The organism is Wenyingzhuangia aestuarii, assembly GCF_011927765.1.
GTDB classification, from domain to species: Bacteria; Bacteroidota; Bacteroidia; order Flavobacteriales; family Flavobacteriaceae; genus Wenyingzhuangia; species Wenyingzhuangia aestuarii.
In genome coordinates, this window is sequence record NZ_JAATJG010000009.1 from 56,266 (window position 1) to 74,120 (window position 17,855).

Sequence of the window (17,855 nt, forward strand, 5' to 3'; positions counted from 1 at the left end):
ATATAGTTTTAATTACATGCTCACAACAAAAAAACAAAAAATCTACAAAATTAGTAGGGTAATAGATTGCAAACTTAATTACATCAAGATTTGACGGGAAAATATTCTTTTTGAAACTAGATTGATTTTAAAATTTCCAACACAGTTGCCTCTTCATCAGAATGAACAAATAACTCTTGAAAATTAGGCATAACCACCCCAAAACCAGCTGATGCAGCTGAGTTTGCAGTATCTTTTACAATAGGCTCTACCCCTTTTTCTTGCAACAACTGCTTAGCATGCTGTACTTCTACAACACTACCTGAATATACTTTTACGTAGGACATATTTATGAACGGATTAAATCTTCTAACGAATTATTTCGAAACACCGCCAAAGAACTATCCCTTACCTGAATCATTAATTTATTAACAGCACAAACCGTCTCATCCGGACAATCATCACACTTTTTGTAAAAATTTAAAGAAACACAAGGAACCATAGCAATGGGTCCTTCTAAGGTACGAATAATATCCGTCATTAAAATATCCTTAGGCTGACGTGCCAAAAAATAACCTCCTCCTTTTCCTTTTTTAGAATCTAAAACTCCTGCTTTTCTTAACTCCAAAAGGATACGCTCTAAAAATTTAACAGAAATATTTTCGTTCTCAGCTATTTCTGAGATTTGAACAGGGCACTCTTTATTTGTTTTAGCCAAATAAGTTAATGCCTTTATACCGTATTTTGTTTTCTTTGATAACATAAAAACAAATATACAAATCCTACTCACATTGTAGGAAACAAAAACACATCCTCTTAATTTCAGTATAAAAAACAATCCGAACTAAGCCATAAAAAAAGCCCAATGAAAATTCATTGAGCTTAGTTGAGTATAAAACAAACTTATTAATAAAACATAATTTTACTAATTAGTACCAATGTAAACGAAACCATCTTCTACTTTTACTGGGTAAACAGCAATAGAGTACTCTTCTCCGTTTAAATTCTCTCCTGTTTCAAGAGAAAAAGTTTTTTTATGCAATGGACAAGCAATTTTAGGAGTACCACAGTCCTCACCAATCATACCTCTAGATAATACCATTTCCATTTTATGTGGACATACATTTTGAGATGCATACCATTTTCCTTCTACAGTAAAATTAAATACTGCTATTTGTTTTCCTTCTATTTTTACACAAGCTCCTCCGTTTTCTGGAAATTTTGATACGGGAGCTGCCTTAAACCAAGTTGTTACTTCTGATTCTGGTAACGTTTTATATTGTTCTAAAATTGAATTCATCTTTTTAATTATTTAAGGTTAGAAATTAAGACCACAACTTTGGCATTTTCTGATCTCTAAGAGATACAAACTCAATGTTTTCATCTCCATCTGTTGAGTTAACAAAGTGTGCAAAACGATTATTTTGCTCATCAATATTCTCTATAGCCTCTTTCCACTCACATTTATAAGCATCAACCAATCCAGCCATATCTTTATCAAGCTCTTCACACAATCCTAAAGAATCTTTAATAACTACATCTTTAACATGCTCTATACCACCTTCAATTTTATCTAACCAAGCCGCAGTCCTTACTAAAGGTCCTGCAGTTTTAATGTAATACATTAAGAAACGGTCTGTGTATTTAATCACCTCTTCGTTGGTAATTTTTTCTGCTAATAACTCAGCATGTCTTGGGGTAGCACCTCCGTTACCACCAATGTACAGGTTCCAACCACCTTCTACAGCTATAATTCCAAAATCTTTTCCTCTAGCCTCTGCACACTCACGAATACATCCTGAAACTCCACCTTTAATTTTGTGAGGAGAACGCAAACCCTTGTATCTGTTTTCTATTTCTATAGCAAAAGATACTGACTCATCCATACCATAACGACACCATGTAGAACCTACACAACTCTTAACTGTACGTAAAGATTTTCCGTAAGCATGACCAGATTCAAACCCTGCATCAATCAAATCTTTCCAAATTAAAGGTAATTCGTGTAATTCCGCCCCAAAGAAATCTATACGAGCACCTCCTGTAATTTTAGTATACAAATCGTACTTTTTACCTATTTGCCCCAAAATAATTAATTGCTCTGGAGTAATTTCTCCACCCGCAACTCTTGGTACTACAGAATAGGTACCGTTACGTTGAATATTTGCTAAAAATTTATCGTTAGAATCCTGAATTACATTATGATCATTTCCTGTATCCGCATAAATACTTGCAAATAAAGATGCTGCCACCGGCTTACAAGTTTCACAACCTAATTTTCCTTTTCCGTAAGTAGCTAATAACTCATCATATGTTTTAATTCCTTTTATCTTTACTATTTCGTACAGCTCCTGACGAGAATACTCAAAATGCTCACAAACTATTTCTTTAACAACAACTCCTTGTGCTTTTAAAGTTTCTTTAATTAAATCGTTTACCATTGGCTTACAACCTCCACAACCTGTAGTTGCTTTAGTTTCGGATGCAATACCTTTCATGGTAGTTACTCCCTCTTCTACTTTACAGCAAATATCTCCTTTGGTTACTGCCTCACAAGAACAAACTACTGCACTATCTGGCAAATCTAAAGCTGACCCAAAAGAAGCTTCTTCTCCACCCCTAGCTCCTAATATTAAATCTTCTGGATTTTCAGGAATTTTCATTCCGTTTAAAAAGATTTGATGTAACATATTATAATCAGAAGCATCTCCTACTAAAATACCTCCTAATAACTTTTTACCATCTTTAGAAACATTTATTTTTTTGTAAATCCCTTGAAATTTATTTTCATAAACAATAGATTCACTTTCTTTATTTTCATTTAAAGCATCACCAAAACTAGCTACATCAATTCCACTTAGCTTTAACTTTGTAGACATATCAATAGAAGTTGGCATAGCTGCCTCTATATTTCCTAAAATTTGATCTACTGCAACTCCAGCCATATCGTAACCAGGAGCCACCAATCCGTAAATCATATGATTCAATAAGGCACATTCTCCAATAGCATAAATACTGTCATCAGACGTTTTCATATCGTTTGTTACCACAATACCACCTCTTGTTCCTACATCTAAACCACAAGTTTTAGCCAACTCATCTCTTGGACGAATACCCGCTGAAACTAGTAACATATCTACAGGTAAAGTTTCATCTTCAGAAAATTTCATTCCTGTAATAGCCTTATCACCCTCTATATTTTGAGTTCCTTTACTTAATAAAATCTCAATACCTAAATCTTCTAACTTTCGTTGTAAAACTTTACTTGCATCGTTATCTAACTGTCTCGGCATCAATCTAGGAGCAAATTCAACAACAGAAGTCTCCACCCCCATATCTAAAATTGCCTTACCTGCTTCTAACCCTAACAATCCACCACCTAAAATAGCAGCTTTCTTGGGAGATCCTTCTGCTTTAATTTTTGCAACATATGCCATGGTAGCATCTAAATCTTCTATAGTTCTATACACAAAGACTCCTTCTTTTTCTACTCCTGGAATTGGAGGAACAAAGGCAGATGAACCCGTAGCTAAAACCAAGTAGTCGTACGTATACTCCTTATCACTTATAGTAGTGATTGTCTTAGATCCACGATGAATATCCGTAACGCGTTCATTTGTAATTAATTCAATTTTATTTTCTTCATACCAAGATCTTGGAGCCATACTCAATCGCTCCGCGTTTTGATCTGCAAAATACTCACTCAAGTGAACTCTATCATAAGCTGGCCTAGGCTCTTCACCAAACACAACCACCTTGTAATCTTCACTTTTAGTTTTAGCCATAAGCTTCTCACAAAACTTATAACCTACCATTCCGTTACCTATTACTAAAATTGTTTTCATATATAAAGAAGTTTGTTTTACTTTGTACTACAATGCAAACATACGTAGTAATACTTAGATTAACAAAATAAATACGTATATTTGTCACATAAATACGTACAAACATGAGTTACAGCTGTTCAGAATGCGCTAATGAGAAGTGCTTAATTAAGAAAAACCTGATACATATCAACAACATAAACCCAGATATTACCAACCAAAAACACACTATACAGTGTAAAAAATCTAGGCAATTCATTATGGAAGGTGCTCCTGTTAACGGTCTGTACTTTATATATAGCGGAAAGGTTAAGGTAATTAAAACAGGTTATAACGGAAAAGAGCAAATACTTAGACTATCTAAGGATAGCGAAGTCATAGGTCACCGTGGATTTGGTATGGGAGAAACCTACAAGATTGGAGCCACTGCTATTGAAGACACTATACTATGTAACTTTTCTACAACCCTATTAAAGGAAATACTTTTAGCAGAACCTAAGGTTACTTTTGATTTTATGCATTTTTACGCAGAAGAACTAAACAGAAGTGAAACTAAAGTAAAAACCATGTCTCAAATGACTGTAAGAGAAAAGGTTATTGACATGCTCTTATATATATATAGAAAATTTGGAAATCCAGAAGAAGGAACTTTAGGATTAGAATTATCTAGAAAAGAACTAGCAGATTACGCAGGAACAACAGACGAACAAGTAATACGTATATTATCAGCCTTAAAGAAAGAAGATCTAATACACACCAAATCAAAACTAATTAAAATACTAGATATCAAAAAGTTAAAGAAAGAAATATCAGAACACAACTTCTTCTTAGACAGCTAAAAAACTACGTACTACTTAATAAAAAAAATATAAAACTGCTTAACGGCAGTTTTTTTTGTGTCTAAAAACTCATATTCAAGTGGCTAATCAACAACTACGCAATTAAACTACGTACATATCTTTGTGAAACTAAGTATCAATACGTAATTAATTAAAACACTTAATATGAAAATCACATTTTTAAAAGCTTCAACTTTATTTGCAGCTGCTATTCTGTTAGCATCTTGTGGAGGTAAAAAGAAAGAAAGCAAAGCTACCGAGGCTGTTGTACCAGCAACTACAAGTTTAGAAATTGAAAAACCTCAATTAACTTTTGGTTTTATTAAATTGACAGACATGGCTCCTTTAGCCATTGCCAAAGAAAAAGGATTTTTTGAAGATGAAGGATTATTTGTTTCTGTAGAAGCACAATCTAACTGGAAAAATATTTTAGACCGTGTAATAGATGGTCAATTAGACGGATCACATATGTTAGCGGGTCAGCCAATTGCTGCTGGAGCAGGATTTGGACGTCAAGCAGAATTAGTAACCGCTTTTTCTATGGACTTAAACGGAAACGCAATTACTGTTTCTAATAAAGTTTGGGAAGGAATGAAACCTCACGTTAAAAAAGACGAAAACGGAAAACCTGTTCACCCAATTAGTGCAGAAGCATTAAAACCCGTAATCACTCAATACAAAAACGAAGGAAAACCATTTAAAATGGGTATGGTATTTCCAGTATCTACACATAACTACGAAATTAGATATTGGTTAGCTGCAGCTGGAATAAAACCAGGTATGTATTCTGCTGACAATATTCAAGGACAAATTGATGCGGAAGTTTTACTATCTGTTACACCTCCACCACAAATGCCAGCTACTTTAGAAGCAGGAACTATTTACGGATACTGTGTAGGAGAACCTTGGAACCAACAAGCAGTTGCTAAAGGTATTGGTGTGCCTGTAACTACCAACTACGACATTTGGAAAAACAACCCAGAAAAAGTATTTGTAATGACAAAAGAATTTACTGAAAAATACCCAAACACAACAGTAGCTGTTACAAAAGCTTTGATTAGAGCTGGACAATGGTTAGATACTCCAGGAAACAGAGCTGAAGCTGTAAAAATATTATCAATGCCTCAGTATGTAGGTGCTGACGAAACCGTATTAGCAAACTCTATGACAGGTACTTTTGAATTTGAAAAAGGAGACAAACGTGACATGCCAGACTTTAATGTATTCTACCGTTACAATGCAACCTACCCTTTCTACTCTGATGCTGTATGGTTCTTAACTCAAATGAGAAGATGGGGACAAATTCCTGAAACAAAACCTGCTGAATGGTATGCAGAAAAAGCTAAAGAAATTTACAGACCAGATATCTGGAAAAAAGCTGCTGATATTTTAGTTACTGAAGGTAAAATTCCTGCAACTGACATTCCTACAACAGACGGATACAAACCAGCAACTACAGACTTTATTGACGGAAACAAATACGACGGTAAAGACCCAATCGGATACATCAATTCTTTTAAAATTGGAAACAAAGACTAATCTACTTAAAAAGATTAACTAAAATCTGGAGTGCTAATTACTAGCACTCCAAATTTTAACCCTACTGAATATTTAAGAGCACTTTAAGGAAAACACAATACATCATGAAAGATTCAATCATCAGAGCACTAAAGTTTATTGGACTTGGTTTTTTAGAACCATTAATACGCTTAATCAATAAAGAAGAACCTACAAAAAACACCAAAGAAGTATTTAGAAAAATAATAGCTCCTGTAGCCTCTGTTTTTATTTTTGTAGGACTTTGGCAATTAGGATCTACAGCTCTTTATAACATAGAAGCTGAATACAAGATTGAAGCTACTTTAAAAAGTCAAGGAGAAGCAGAAGCGCAAAAGATAAAAGAATGTATGGAGTCTGGAGACCCTGGTTGCCAACCCAATACTTTACCTTCACCCTCGCAAGTATACGCTTCTTACCTTACCCTTTTAGAAGACCACAGAACAATTGCTGCTGATAAAAAAGCCTTTAAAGAAAAGACTTTTGAAATGAACAAAAAACGTGTAAAACAAGGAAAATCTGTAATTACCTATACAGGTAGACCTTCTTTTGTGGATCAAATTAAAACAAGTTTAAAAACAGTATTTGCAGGATTTTTACTAGCCTTATTTATTGCTGTTCCTATTGGAGTTGTTATTGGATTAAGCTCAACACTAAGAGGATCTATTAGTTGGATTATTCAAATATTCAAGCCTGTATCACCCGTAGTATGGTTATTATTAGTTTTTATGATTGTAAAAACCTTAACTAAAAATTCAGAAGGAGACAGTGCCTTTATTATTTCTTTTATCTCTGTAGGATTATGTTCTATGTGGGCTACATTAGTAAATACCGCCATGGGAGTATCATCTGTAAACACAGATTATATTAATGTTGCAAAAGTTTTAAGACTTAGACCTCTACAAAAAATATTCAAAGTTATTTTACCAGCCTCTTTACCTTTAATATTTACAGGTTTACGTATTACTTTATCTGTAGCATGGATGGTATTAATTGCTATTGAATTATTAGCTCAATCTCCTGGATTAGGTTCATTTGTATGGGAAGAATTCCAAAATGGAGCCATGGATTCTAACTCAAAAATTATTGTTGCCATGTTTGTTATTGGTATGATTGGTTTCGCTCTAGATAGAATCATGTTATTTATTCAAAACTTGATTTCATTCGAAAAAGAAACAATTTAAGAATCCTTAAAAACAATATTATGGCAATTTTAGAACTAAAAAACGTCTTTAAAACCTACAATCCTGCAAAGGAATACAAAGGTGAAATTTTAGACAACATCAATTTAACTATTGAAGAAGGAGAATTTGTAGCCATTGTTGGGTTTTCAGGAAGCGGAAAAACAACCTTAGTAAACCTAGTTAATGGTTTATTAAAACCCACAGAAGGAGAAGTTATTTTTAAAGGAAAACCCGTAGAAGACACAAGTCATGAGCGCGGTGTTATTTTCCAAAACTACTCACTACTACCTTGGCTAACCGTATACCAAAACATAGACATGGCTATTCAAGAAGCTTTCCCTAAAGCTTCTAAACAAGAAAAAGATGTTAGAGTAAAAGAATACATAGAAATGGTGGGTTTAACACATGCTACCAACAAAAGACCTAAAGAACTTTCAGGAGGAATGAGACAACGTGTATCTGTAGCCAGAGCACTATGCATGGATCCTGAAATGATTATTATGGATGAACCCTTAGGAGCCTTAGATGCTTTGACTCGTGGAAATTTACAAGATGAAATTCTTAAAATCTGGGAAAGAAACAAGCGTACAGCTTTATTAATTACCAACGATGTTGACGAAGCTATGTACATGGCCGATAGAATTATTCCATTAAAACCAGGACCCAACGCAACATTAGGACCCGAATTTAGAGTAAATATTGAGAGACCTAGAGACAAAACAGCTCTTAATGACAACGAGGAATACAAAAAAACTCGTCTTAAAATTATTGAATACCTAATGGATTTAGGAGATGCTCAAGCAGCAGAAAGCACCGCTACTTATGAGCTACCAGAACTTCAACCAAAGGACTTTAGATGGGATGCTAATTAAAAAACTGTAACTATGACTCTTATAACCAACAACCCAAAAATAGAACGCTTCCCTTCTAACGAAGTGATGTTAGATTTAATAGATTTAAAAAAAGTATACCCAACACCCAAAGGAGATTATGTGGTTTTAGAAAACCTAAATCTACAAATCAAAAAAGAAGAATTTATTACCATTATTGGTCATTCTGGATGTGGTAAAACCACCATGCTTTCTATGATGGCCGGATTAAACGAAATATCAGGAGGTAAAATCTCGGTACTAGGATCTAGCATTAAAGGACCCGGACCAGACAGAGGTGTTATTTTTCAAGCACCAAGTTTAATGCCTTGGCTAACCACCATGGAAAACGTAATGTTAGGAGTAAAAAAAGTATACCCGCATGCTAGCAAAAAACAAAAAGAAGACATCTGTAAATACTATTTACACAAAGTAGGAATGGAAAGCGCTTTTCACAAAAGAGCTTCAGAAATTTCTCAAGGAGAACAACAACGTGTAGGTATTGCAAGAGCCTTTGCTATTAAACCCAAAGTACTACTACTAGACGAACCTTTTGGAATGCTAGATTCTTTAACCAGAGGTCAATTACAAGATGTATTGATTGACGTTTGGAACAAAGAAAAAATTACCGCTGTTATGATTACACACGATGTAGATGAAGCTATTTTTTTAGCAGACAGAGTAGTAATGATGACCAGTGGACCTAGAGCTAAAATTGGTGATGTTTTACCTATTGAATTTGAAAGACCTAGAACCCGTAAATCTGTTTTAGAACATGATGATTACTACAAATACAGAAAACATTTAATTGATTTTTTAGAACACTAAAATATGACCAAAATCATTTAAACCACACCCTAATTACCTTAATATTATCAACTAAAAAATATAACTAAATATTTATAATTATGAAATTCACTAAATCATTATTAGCTGCTACATTTGCGTTTACTGCAATTGCAAACGCACAAGAAACCCCAAGTTTTTCTTTAGAAGGAGAGTTTAGACCACGTACAGAATGGTTTGGACACGGACAATCTAAAACAGCAGCAAACGGAACAGAAGGATATGTTTCTACAAGCGTAAGAGCTGCATTAAACGCTACTTACAAAACAGAAAGCTATACCACTTACTTAGGAATTCAAGAAGTTTTTAAATTTGGAGATCGTCCTCAAATTTCTGCAACCGGAAACGGAAACTTTAGAGTTCAAGAAGCATGGGCAGACATTAAATTAAGTAAAACATCTACCTTTAAAATTGGTCGTCAACCATTATCTTATGATGATCAACGAATTTTAGGAGGTCTAGGTTGGGCACAACAAGCAAGAACTCACGATGCAGGAGTTTTTAAATACAGTAATGATGGATACTCTTTAAACATTGGTGGGGCTCTAAACACTCCAAACAGCTCAATCTACGACACAGCTGCCTTATTTTCATACAGAGAAATGGCATTTGTTCACGCTAATAAAAAATACAACGACTTTAATTTAAGCGCATTAATTTTAGCCAACACATACCAAGCAACAACAGAAAACAAATCAACTTTATTAACCGCTGGTTTACATGCAGATTACAAAATTGATATTGTGACTTTAAAAGCAAACGCATACATTCAAGATGGTCAAAGAGTTGGAGACGTAAATGTAAAAGGAGCTTACTTAGCAAGTTTAGATGCTAGCATAAAAGCAACGGACATTACAAGTATTAGCGCTGGAGCAGAAATTATTTCTGGAAAAAAAGATGATTCTGCAGCATTCTTTCCTTTATACGGAACCAACCATGCTTTTAATGGTTTAATGGATCGTTTTTATGTAGGAAACCACGCAAACGCAGGTGGATTGGTAGATCTAAATTTAGGTATTGCTACTAAAATTAAAGGTTATGCTGTAAAACTAAAAGGACATCATTTCTCAGAACAATCTCAAGGTAAAGACAATTTAGGTTCTGAATTAGACTTAGTTGTTGCTAAAAAATTTAAAGGATACTCGTTAGTAGGAGGATATTCTCAATTTTTTGAACCAAGTGAAGTTACTGGAAAAGACACCCAAAACTGGGCATGGTTAATGTTAGTTATTAAACCAAAATTTTTATAAGAAATTAAGGAATCCTTAACCCTTAATTATTCAGTGTTAAAAGCTCAAGCATTTTGCTTGGGCTTTTTTCGTAAACACCTGTAAACAAAACAAGTAGATCTAAAATCTAAACTGAGAAAACACAACAATACAACCGCTATAAAACAACCAATACATGGTTGATTAACAGCCTATAAAAAGAAGTTTCCTCTTATTTTTATAAAAGAGAAACAAGCTAAATCATCAATCTTAAATACCCACACTATGAGTTCATTTTTATCAAAATTATTTGGAAAGAAAAAAACAGAAGCCGTAGCAGAAGAAATCATCCCTGCTAAAACTATAGAATTGGTTCAAGTTTCTTTTGAAGCTGTAAAACCAATTGCAGCTACAGCTGCTGATATATTCTACTCTAAACTTTTTGAACTAGACCCCAAACTAAAACCTTTGTTTCCTGCTGCCGACAAAGACAAAATGAAAGACCAAGGAAACAAACTAATGACCATGTTATCATCAGCTGTTGCTGGTCTATCAAACATAGAGGCTTTAATTCCTGTATTACAAGATCTTGGAAAAAGACACGTAGCCTACCGTGTTGAAAAATCACACTACGACACTGTTGGAGCCGCATTAATTGGTACTTTAGCCGTCGGTTTAGGAGATGATTTTACCCCTGAAGTTGAACAAGCCTGGACCGATGTTTATAACCTAATGGCCTCTGTAATGATTGATGCAGCCTATTAAACTTAAACAACTAAAAAAATAATCAACATGAATACAATCAAACTAAACCTAAAAAAACTACTCCTATTTATCTCTTTACTAATTGTTTCTTGTGGAGGTATTCCCGAAGAATCAACAACCAGTAGTTCAGAGAAAAAAGCCTTTTCTGTTGCCGATGTGTTAATTATGGTAGCTCATGAAAACGACATTACAAGAACTCTGTACACCAAAGCCATTGTAGGAGGCGGAAAAAAACAAGGCTTTAAATTTGACGAAGAATGGCAAGACGAAAAAGTAGAAGCAGGTCCTTTGCCAGCCTTATTTTTAAGAGGAATTGCCAACGATATTAGAAAAGGAGACGTCCCTTTAGGACTGTACCTAAGTTCTGATTTTCCTATTAGCGCTTCTAACCAATTGGTAGGAAAACAAGCCGATTTATTTAAAGAAATCAAAGAAAACAGAAAACCTCAACACTTTTTTGATGAAGATTCAAAACTATACACTGCTATGTTTGCAGATGTAGCTGGAGCTCCAGCATGTGTAAGTTGCCATAACAATCATCCAAAAACTACTAAAACCGATTGGAAACTTGGAGATGTAATGGGAGCAACTACCTGGCAATATCCTGCAGACTCTTTAAGCTACACAGAAGCCATGAGTGTCTTAAAAGCTTACAGAGATGGTACCACTGCTGTTTACAACGATTATTTAGAGGAGATTAAAAACTTTAAAGAAACCAAAAAACCAGAAGTTGGAGAAAAATGGCCATCAAGCGGTAACTACCTACCTGCTCCTGAAGTTTTTATTGATAGCGTTAGAAAACTATCAGCCTATGTAACTATGTCATCACTAATGAAATAAGATAGCCTCTTGAAAAATCAAAAAGTTATAACCATTATAGGCCTAGTATTATTCTGTAGCTACATTCTACAGGATTTACTAGGTTTTAAAATAGCATCTTTAGAAAAACTCCAATCTCAAGAAATGTATAAGAGATGGAGCGGATTGGCAATAGCGTTATTTATAACTTTTCAGTGGTTTTTAACGTTTACCAGAATTATTCCTAAACTAAAAAAACACTCCGTTAAACTTACCGAAATCCACAAATGGATAGGTGCCTTTAGCCCTATATTATTTTACCTACACACAACAAGTTATGGATACGGTTACTTAGCTTTATTAAGCTATGTGTTTTTTGCCAACATGCTATTAGGAACTATTAATCTAGATCTTATAAAATCTCAAAAAGAATGGATTTTTAAAGGATGGATGATTGCTCATGTAAGTCTATCAATGCTTATTACAGCAATTTTATTTCTCCACATAGGAACTGTATTCTATTACAAATAACAGACGGAACTAAAACAATGATATTAAAAGTAACTGACATAATTCAAGAAACCCCAGAAGCTGTAACGGTATGCTTTAAAAATGGTAATTTTTTCAGAAAAATCAAGTATTTACCTGGTCAATTCATCATGCTCGATTTTAAAATTGGGAAAGACACCGTAAAAAGAGCCTACTCATTTAGCAGTAGTCCAGATACAGAAAACGACCTAAGAATTACTGTAAAAAAAGTAAAAAGCGGTTATGTTTCTAATTACATAAATAACGTTTTAAAAGTTGGCGATAAAATAAAAGCTGATGTTGCCATGGGAACATTTAATATTATCCCAAACAAAGATAACACAAAACAATACATCCTTTTTGGAGCAGGTAGCGGAATTACTCCAGTATTTTCTATTGCAAAATCTGTACTTGCAAAAGAGCCTAATTCTAAAGTTTTACTGATTTATGCAAATCAGAACAAAGAGAATATTATTTTTTACGAAACACTAAAAAAACTAGAGAAAGAAAACGCTAATCAACTATTTGTAGAACATATTCTTAGTGAGAACATCAATCCACAATTTCACACAGGATTTTTAACGGAAGAAATTTTAGACACCATATTCAAAAAATACAATCTAGATTTTGGAGACCACAAATACATGATGTGTGGTCCTAGCGGTTTTATGGACAATACCGTACAAATCCTAAAAAACAAAGGAGTTAATAGAAAACAAATTTTACTAGAAGCTTTTAAAGCACCCGCAGTTAAAGTCAATAGAAAAAACTTAGTTAGCAAAGTAACCATTCATTACAAAAAGGAGACTTACCAACTAGAAGTTCCAGGTAACAAAACCATACTACAACATGCCATGAGCAAAAACATCCCACTACCCTACTCTTGTAGATCAGGTATGTGTAGTACTTGCAAAGGAACTTGTATTGATGGAGAAACCACCATGAGTAAAGGCCATTTACTAAGCGATGAACAAGTAAATAGCGGAGAGGTTTTAACCTGTATTACTTATCCAAACAGCGAAAGTGTAACTATTGAAATAGCTTAATTATGTTTGAAATTAATCCACTTAGAAAAAGACAGTTTTACGGAATTTTAATAGGATTTGTCATCGCTATTATTGCCATTTCATCACTCCTTTTTATAAAACCTGCAGAAGAATATCTAAGTATTGGCCCTATGAACACAGGTCACGAAGGATTTTCTTGTAACACATGTCATCAAGATGCAAAAGGTACTTGGATGCAACAAATACAGTCCAACTCAGAACACGCATTAGGACTTAGAAAAAAAATGGTAGAATTTGGTTCTCTACCCGTAACTACAAAAAAATGTTTGTCGTGTCACGATAGAGATAATGACAGACATCCAACCCATCGTTTTTTAGAACCCAAACACAAAAAAGCAATTCAGAAAATTGATGCCACTAATTGTGCAACCTGCCATAGTGAACACAATGGTATTAGAGTAAGCTTAGCACAAGGAAACTACTGTATGAACTGCCATAGTGATACCAAAATTAAAGACGACCCTATAGACACTCCTCACTCAGAATTATTTAAAAAAGGAATGTGGAGCACTTGCTTACAATGTCATGACTTTCATGGAAATCATCAAGCGGAGGCTGCTCTTTTTATGAAAGACACTATTCCGTTAAGCAAAATTAAAGCTTATTTTAAAGGTGGTGATGATCCATATGAAGGTGTTAAAAAATTCAAGGCATTATCAGAACAAGAATGGATAAAAAAATACACTAAAAAATAATTTTTAACTTCCTAAAAACCAACCATCCTTAAAACAATAGAGTTACACACATCACCTTAGGTTAAAATCTGTTGATAAGATTTACGGATAAAACTACGTATATATACTTAATATATACGTATTTTTCATATATTTGCAACTAGTATCTTCTAAACCAGAAACTCATGTCTGCAAATAAATCATATAAAACAACTTGTTCTTACTGTGGAGTAGGTTGTGGAATCATAGTAAACAAAGATAATAACGGAACTCTAAAAGTTACAGGAGACACCGAACATCCAGTTAACAAAGGAATGCTTTGTTCTAAAGGGATGAACTTACATTACGTTGCACAAGACACTACCGATCGTATTTTATATCCAGAAATGAAATGGAGTAAAAATCATCCTTTAAAAAGAGTTTCTTGGGACACTGCCTTTGAAAGAGCAGCAGCTGTTTTTAAATCTATTATAAAAAAACACGGACCAGACAGCGTTGGTTTTTACGTATCTGGGCAATGTTTAACCGAAGAATACTACTTAGTAAATAAATTAACCAAAGGTTTTATTGGAACCAATAATATTGATACAAACTCTAGGTTATGTATGAGTTCTGCCGTTGTTGGATATAAAAAAGCATTAGGAGAAGATTCAGTACCTATTGCCTATGCCGATATTGAATTGGCTGATACTTTTTTAATAACAGGAGCCAATCCTGCTTGGTGTCACCCTATTTTGTACAGAAGATTAGAAGCTCATAAAGAAGCAAATCCTAACACAAAATTTATAGTTGTAGACCCTAGAAAAACACAAACAGCTGCCATTGCCGATTTGCATTTACAAATTAAAGCAGGAACAGATGTGGTATTAAACAATGCCATTGTACGTGCGTTGATTGAAACTGACAAAATTGATTTGGATTTTATTTTAAATTATACCAATAATTTTGAAGACGTTAAAAAACAAGTATTTGAAACTTCTTTAGAAGAAGCTGCTAAAATTTGCGACATCCCGTTAAAAGACATTCAACTAGCTGCCGAGTATATTGGAGATGCTAAAGGATTTATTAGCATGTGGACCATGGGATTAAACCAGAGTATTATTGGTGTTGATAAAAATGTTTCTCTACTAAACATTTCTTTAGTTACAGGACAAATTGGAAAACCTGGTTCGGGTCCTTTTTCTTTAACTGGACAACCCAACGCAATGGGTGGACGTGAAGTTGGAGGAATGGCCAATTTATTAGCAGTACACAAAGACTTAAACAATCCTGAACACAGAAAAGAAGTCTCAGATTTTTGGGGGAGTAATCCTATCAACCCAAAACCAGGATACACGGCTACCAAAATGTTTGATGCCTTAGACAAAGGAGACCTAAAGGCTATTTGGATTATTTGTACCAATCCTGTAGTAAGTTTACCCAACTCTAACAAAATAGAAAGAGCACTTAAAAAAGCAAAATTTGTGGTGGTTCAAGATATTTCTCACAATTCTGAAACCACAAAGTTTGCAGATCTATTATTACCTGCAGCAGGTTGGTTAGAAAAAGAAGGAACCATGTCTAACTCAGAACGTAGAATTTCTTATTTAGAAAAAGGAATTGAACCTCCTGGAGAAGCGCTACCAGATGTAGAAATTCTCTGGAAATTTGCACAAGCCATGAACTACAGAGGTTTTGATTTTAAAAACGCAGAAGAAGTTTACAGCGAATACTGTAGAATGACCAAAGGAACCAATATTGATATTTCTGGTTTGTCTTATGAAAAATTAAAAAAAACAGGAACCATTCAATGGCCAGTACCTTCAGAAGAAAGCGAAGGAACTCCAAGGTTGTTTACAGATAAAAAGTTTTATACTCCTGACGGAAAAGCAAACTTTAACGTACCTCAACACATTTACAATCAGTCAGAACAACCTACAGCAGAGTTTCCTCTGGTTTTAAACACCGGTCGTATTCGTGATCAATGGCACACACGTACCAAAACAGGAAAAGTAAAACGACTCCTAACACATATTGATGGTCCTTACGTAGAAATACACCCCGAAGATGCTAAAGATAGAAATATAGAAGACGGAACTATTGTAGTAGTAAACAACCATAGAGGAACCACTAGAGTTAAGGCTGTGGTAAACAAAGACATTAAAAAAGGAGCTATTTTTATGCCAATGCATTTTGGTAGAATTTCTGATAATGATTTTGGTAGAGCCAATAATTTAACAAACGAATTAATAGATCCTATTTCTAGCGAACCCGATTTTAAACATGCCGTTGCACAAGTAACCAAGTTTAAAAAAGAAAAACAAAAAATATGTTTAATTGGAGCAGGATCTGCTTCTTACCGATTTATTCAAACCTATAGAGAGCACAATTTTGAAGATGAAATTGATGTATTTTCTTTAGAACCTTACCCATTTTACAACAGAGTAATGTTACCAGAATACATTAACGAAGAAATGACTTGGGAACAATTACAAAAAGTAAAAAAGGGAGAGTTAGAAAAACTAAAAGTATCGTTACATGCAAGTTGTAGCATTACTCAAATTAACAGAGCCGAGAAAACAATTGTAGACAGCAATGGAAAAACCCATGCTTACGATATTTTAATAATGGCTACAGGTAGTAGAGCATTTGTTCCTAAAGACTTTAGATTAGATATGCCTGGTGCTTTTACCATGCGTACTAAAAAAGATGCTGATGATTTAAAATCGCATTTAGCAAAAACAGGTTTACCAGAAAAAGAACAACACGTAACTATTGTGGGAGGTGGATTGTTAGGATTAGAATTAGCAGCATCGCTTTCTAAAATAAACATCAAATCAAGTATTATACAACGTGCCAACAGATTAATGGAACGTCAATTAGACTTAGTTTCTAGTAGATTATTAGGTCAAGATGTTGCAGAAAGAGGAATTCAAGTTCACTACAATAACGAAGTAGATACTGTTTTTGAAACCGAAAAAGAAACAGAATTAGAAGTACGATTAAAAACTGGAAAAATAATCAAAACCAATGCTGTAGTTTATGCTATTGGTACACTTCCAAATATAGAGTTAGGTAGAGCCATTAAATTAAATTGTGGTAGAGGAATAGAAGTTAATCAACATTTACAATCTAGCGATCCTCATATTTTTGCCTTAGGAGAAATTGCACAATATAACGGATGGTTATTTGGAATCACCTCAGCAGCAGAACAACAGGCAGACATTGCTGCTAAATATATTTTAGGAGATTTAGGAAGTGTGTACGACGGTTCTGTGCTAATGAACATTCTAAAATTTGAAAACCTAGACTTGTGTAGTATTGGAAATATAGAAGTTCCTAAAGGAGACAAATCTTACGAACAAATTATTTTAACCGATGAACGAAAGCGTTACTATAAGAAATGTGTGGTTAAAGACGATATTTTAGTAGGAGCGGTTTTAATGGGTGATAAAAAAGAATTTGCAGAGTTTAAAGCCTTAATAGAAGATCGTGTAGAATTATCAGACAAACGTGATGAATTGTTACGTGGTAGCGGTGGCGGAGAACCTGTTATAGGAAAACTAGTTTGTTCTTGTAGTCAAGTTGGAGACGGAAACTTAAAACAAAAAATTGCAGGAGGTTGTACAGACTTTGCAGAGCTTTGCAAAACAACGGGAGCTGGTTTAGGATGCGGAAGTTGTAAGCCCGAAGTAAGAGACATTTTAAAAGAGGAATTAATGACTATTAACGCTTAAT

The 17,855-nt window shown here is 34.2% G+C and carries 16 protein-coding genes; 12 read left to right on the plus strand and 4 right to left on the minus strand.

Annotation, left to right across the window (positions count from 1 at the left end):
• Window positions 1–116: 116 nt before the first annotated feature.
• The 4 genes from GGR97_RS09745 to nirB all read right to left on the minus strand — a co-directional run bounded on the left by GGR97_RS09745 (window position 117) and on the right by nirB (window position 3,824).
• Complete coding sequence (locus GGR97_RS09745; protein ID WP_167898329.1) at window positions 117–326, minus strand: putative signal transducing protein; 210 nt, start codon at window positions 324–326, stop codon at window positions 117–119.
• 2 nt (window positions 327–328) lie between these two features.
• Window positions 329–742 (minus strand): RrF2 family transcriptional regulator, encoded by a 414-nt coding sequence (locus GGR97_RS09750; RefSeq protein WP_167898330.1) that lies wholly within the window; start codon window positions 740–742, stop codon window positions 329–331.
• A gap of 162 nt (window positions 743–904) precedes the next feature.
• Window positions 905–1,279: a nitrite reductase small subunit NirD gene (gene nirD / locus GGR97_RS09755; RefSeq protein ID WP_167898331.1), complete on the minus strand. Its 375-nt coding sequence runs from the start codon at window positions 1,277–1,279 to the stop codon at window positions 905–907.
• A 25-nt stretch (window positions 1,280–1,304) separates the two neighbouring features.
• The gene (gene nirB, locus GGR97_RS09760; RefSeq protein ID WP_167898332.1) at window positions 1,305–3,824 is read right to left on the minus strand and encodes a nitrite reductase large subunit NirB; all 2,520 of its coding nucleotides are present in this window, start codon (window positions 3,822–3,824) and stop codon (window positions 1,305–1,307) included.
• Between the two features lie 104 nt (window positions 3,825–3,928).
• Between nirB and GGR97_RS09765 the strand changes: the two genes are divergently transcribed.
• The 12 genes from GGR97_RS09765 (at window position 3,929) to GGR97_RS09820 (ending at window position 17,854) form a co-directional block, all read left to right on the plus strand.
• Entirely contained in the window at window positions 3,929–4,642 is a 714-nt protein-coding gene (locus tag GGR97_RS09765; protein ID WP_167898333.1) for a Crp/Fnr family transcriptional regulator, read from the plus strand.
• A 165-nt stretch (window positions 4,643–4,807) separates the two neighbouring features.
• Window positions 4,808–6,181, plus strand: coding sequence for a CmpA/NrtA family ABC transporter substrate-binding protein (locus GGR97_RS09770; protein WP_167898334.1), 1,374 nt, complete (start codon window positions 4,808–4,810; stop codon window positions 6,179–6,181).
• A gap of 104 nt (window positions 6,182–6,285) precedes the next feature.
• Window positions 6,286–7,383: an ABC transporter permease gene (locus GGR97_RS09775; protein WP_167898335.1), complete on the plus strand. Its 1,098-nt coding sequence runs from the start codon at window positions 6,286–6,288 to the stop codon at window positions 7,381–7,383.
• A 20-nt stretch (window positions 7,384–7,403) separates the two neighbouring features.
• Window positions 7,404–8,255: an ABC transporter ATP-binding protein gene (locus GGR97_RS09780; protein WP_209272355.1), complete on the plus strand. Its 852-nt coding sequence runs from the start codon at window positions 7,404–7,406 to the stop codon at window positions 8,253–8,255.
• 12 nt (window positions 8,256–8,267) lie between these two features.
• Window positions 8,268–9,080: an ABC transporter ATP-binding protein gene (locus GGR97_RS09785; RefSeq protein ID WP_167898336.1), complete on the plus strand. Its 813-nt coding sequence runs from the start codon at window positions 8,268–8,270 to the stop codon at window positions 9,078–9,080.
• 80 nt (window positions 9,081–9,160) lie between these two features.
• Window positions 9,161–10,348: a hypothetical protein gene (locus GGR97_RS09790; RefSeq protein WP_167898337.1), complete on the plus strand. Its 1,188-nt coding sequence runs from the start codon at window positions 9,161–9,163 to the stop codon at window positions 10,346–10,348.
• A 243-nt stretch (window positions 10,349–10,591) separates the two neighbouring features.
• Window positions 10,592–11,071 (plus strand): globin family protein, encoded by a 480-nt coding sequence (locus GGR97_RS09795; protein ID WP_209272356.1) that lies wholly within the window; start codon window positions 10,592–10,594, stop codon window positions 11,069–11,071.
• A 27-nt stretch (window positions 11,072–11,098) separates the two neighbouring features.
• Window positions 11,099–11,911, plus strand: a complete 813-nt coding sequence (locus tag GGR97_RS09800) for a c-type heme family protein (RefSeq protein WP_167898338.1) — start codon at window positions 11,099–11,101, stop codon at window positions 11,909–11,911.
• 9 nt (window positions 11,912–11,920) lie between these two features.
• Window positions 11,921–12,400: a hypothetical protein gene (locus GGR97_RS09805; RefSeq protein WP_167898339.1), complete on the plus strand. Its 480-nt coding sequence runs from the start codon at window positions 11,921–11,923 to the stop codon at window positions 12,398–12,400.
• Between the two features lie 17 nt (window positions 12,401–12,417).
• The gene (locus GGR97_RS09810; RefSeq protein WP_167898340.1) at window positions 12,418–13,443 is read left to right on the plus strand and encodes a ferredoxin--NADP reductase; all 1,026 of its coding nucleotides are present in this window, start codon (window positions 12,418–12,420) and stop codon (window positions 13,441–13,443) included.
• Window positions 13,444–13,445: 2 nt separating this feature from the next.
• A complete protein-coding gene (locus GGR97_RS09815) occupies window positions 13,446–14,159 on the plus strand; it encodes a cytochrome c3 family protein (RefSeq protein ID WP_167898341.1) in 714 nt (237 codons plus the stop codon).
• Window positions 14,160–14,323: 164 nt separating this feature from the next.
• On the plus strand, window positions 14,324–17,854 hold the full coding sequence (locus GGR97_RS09820) for a nitrate reductase (protein WP_167898342.1): 3,531 nt from the start codon (window positions 14,324–14,326) through the stop codon (window positions 17,852–17,854).
• Window position 17,855: the final 1 nt, after the last annotated feature.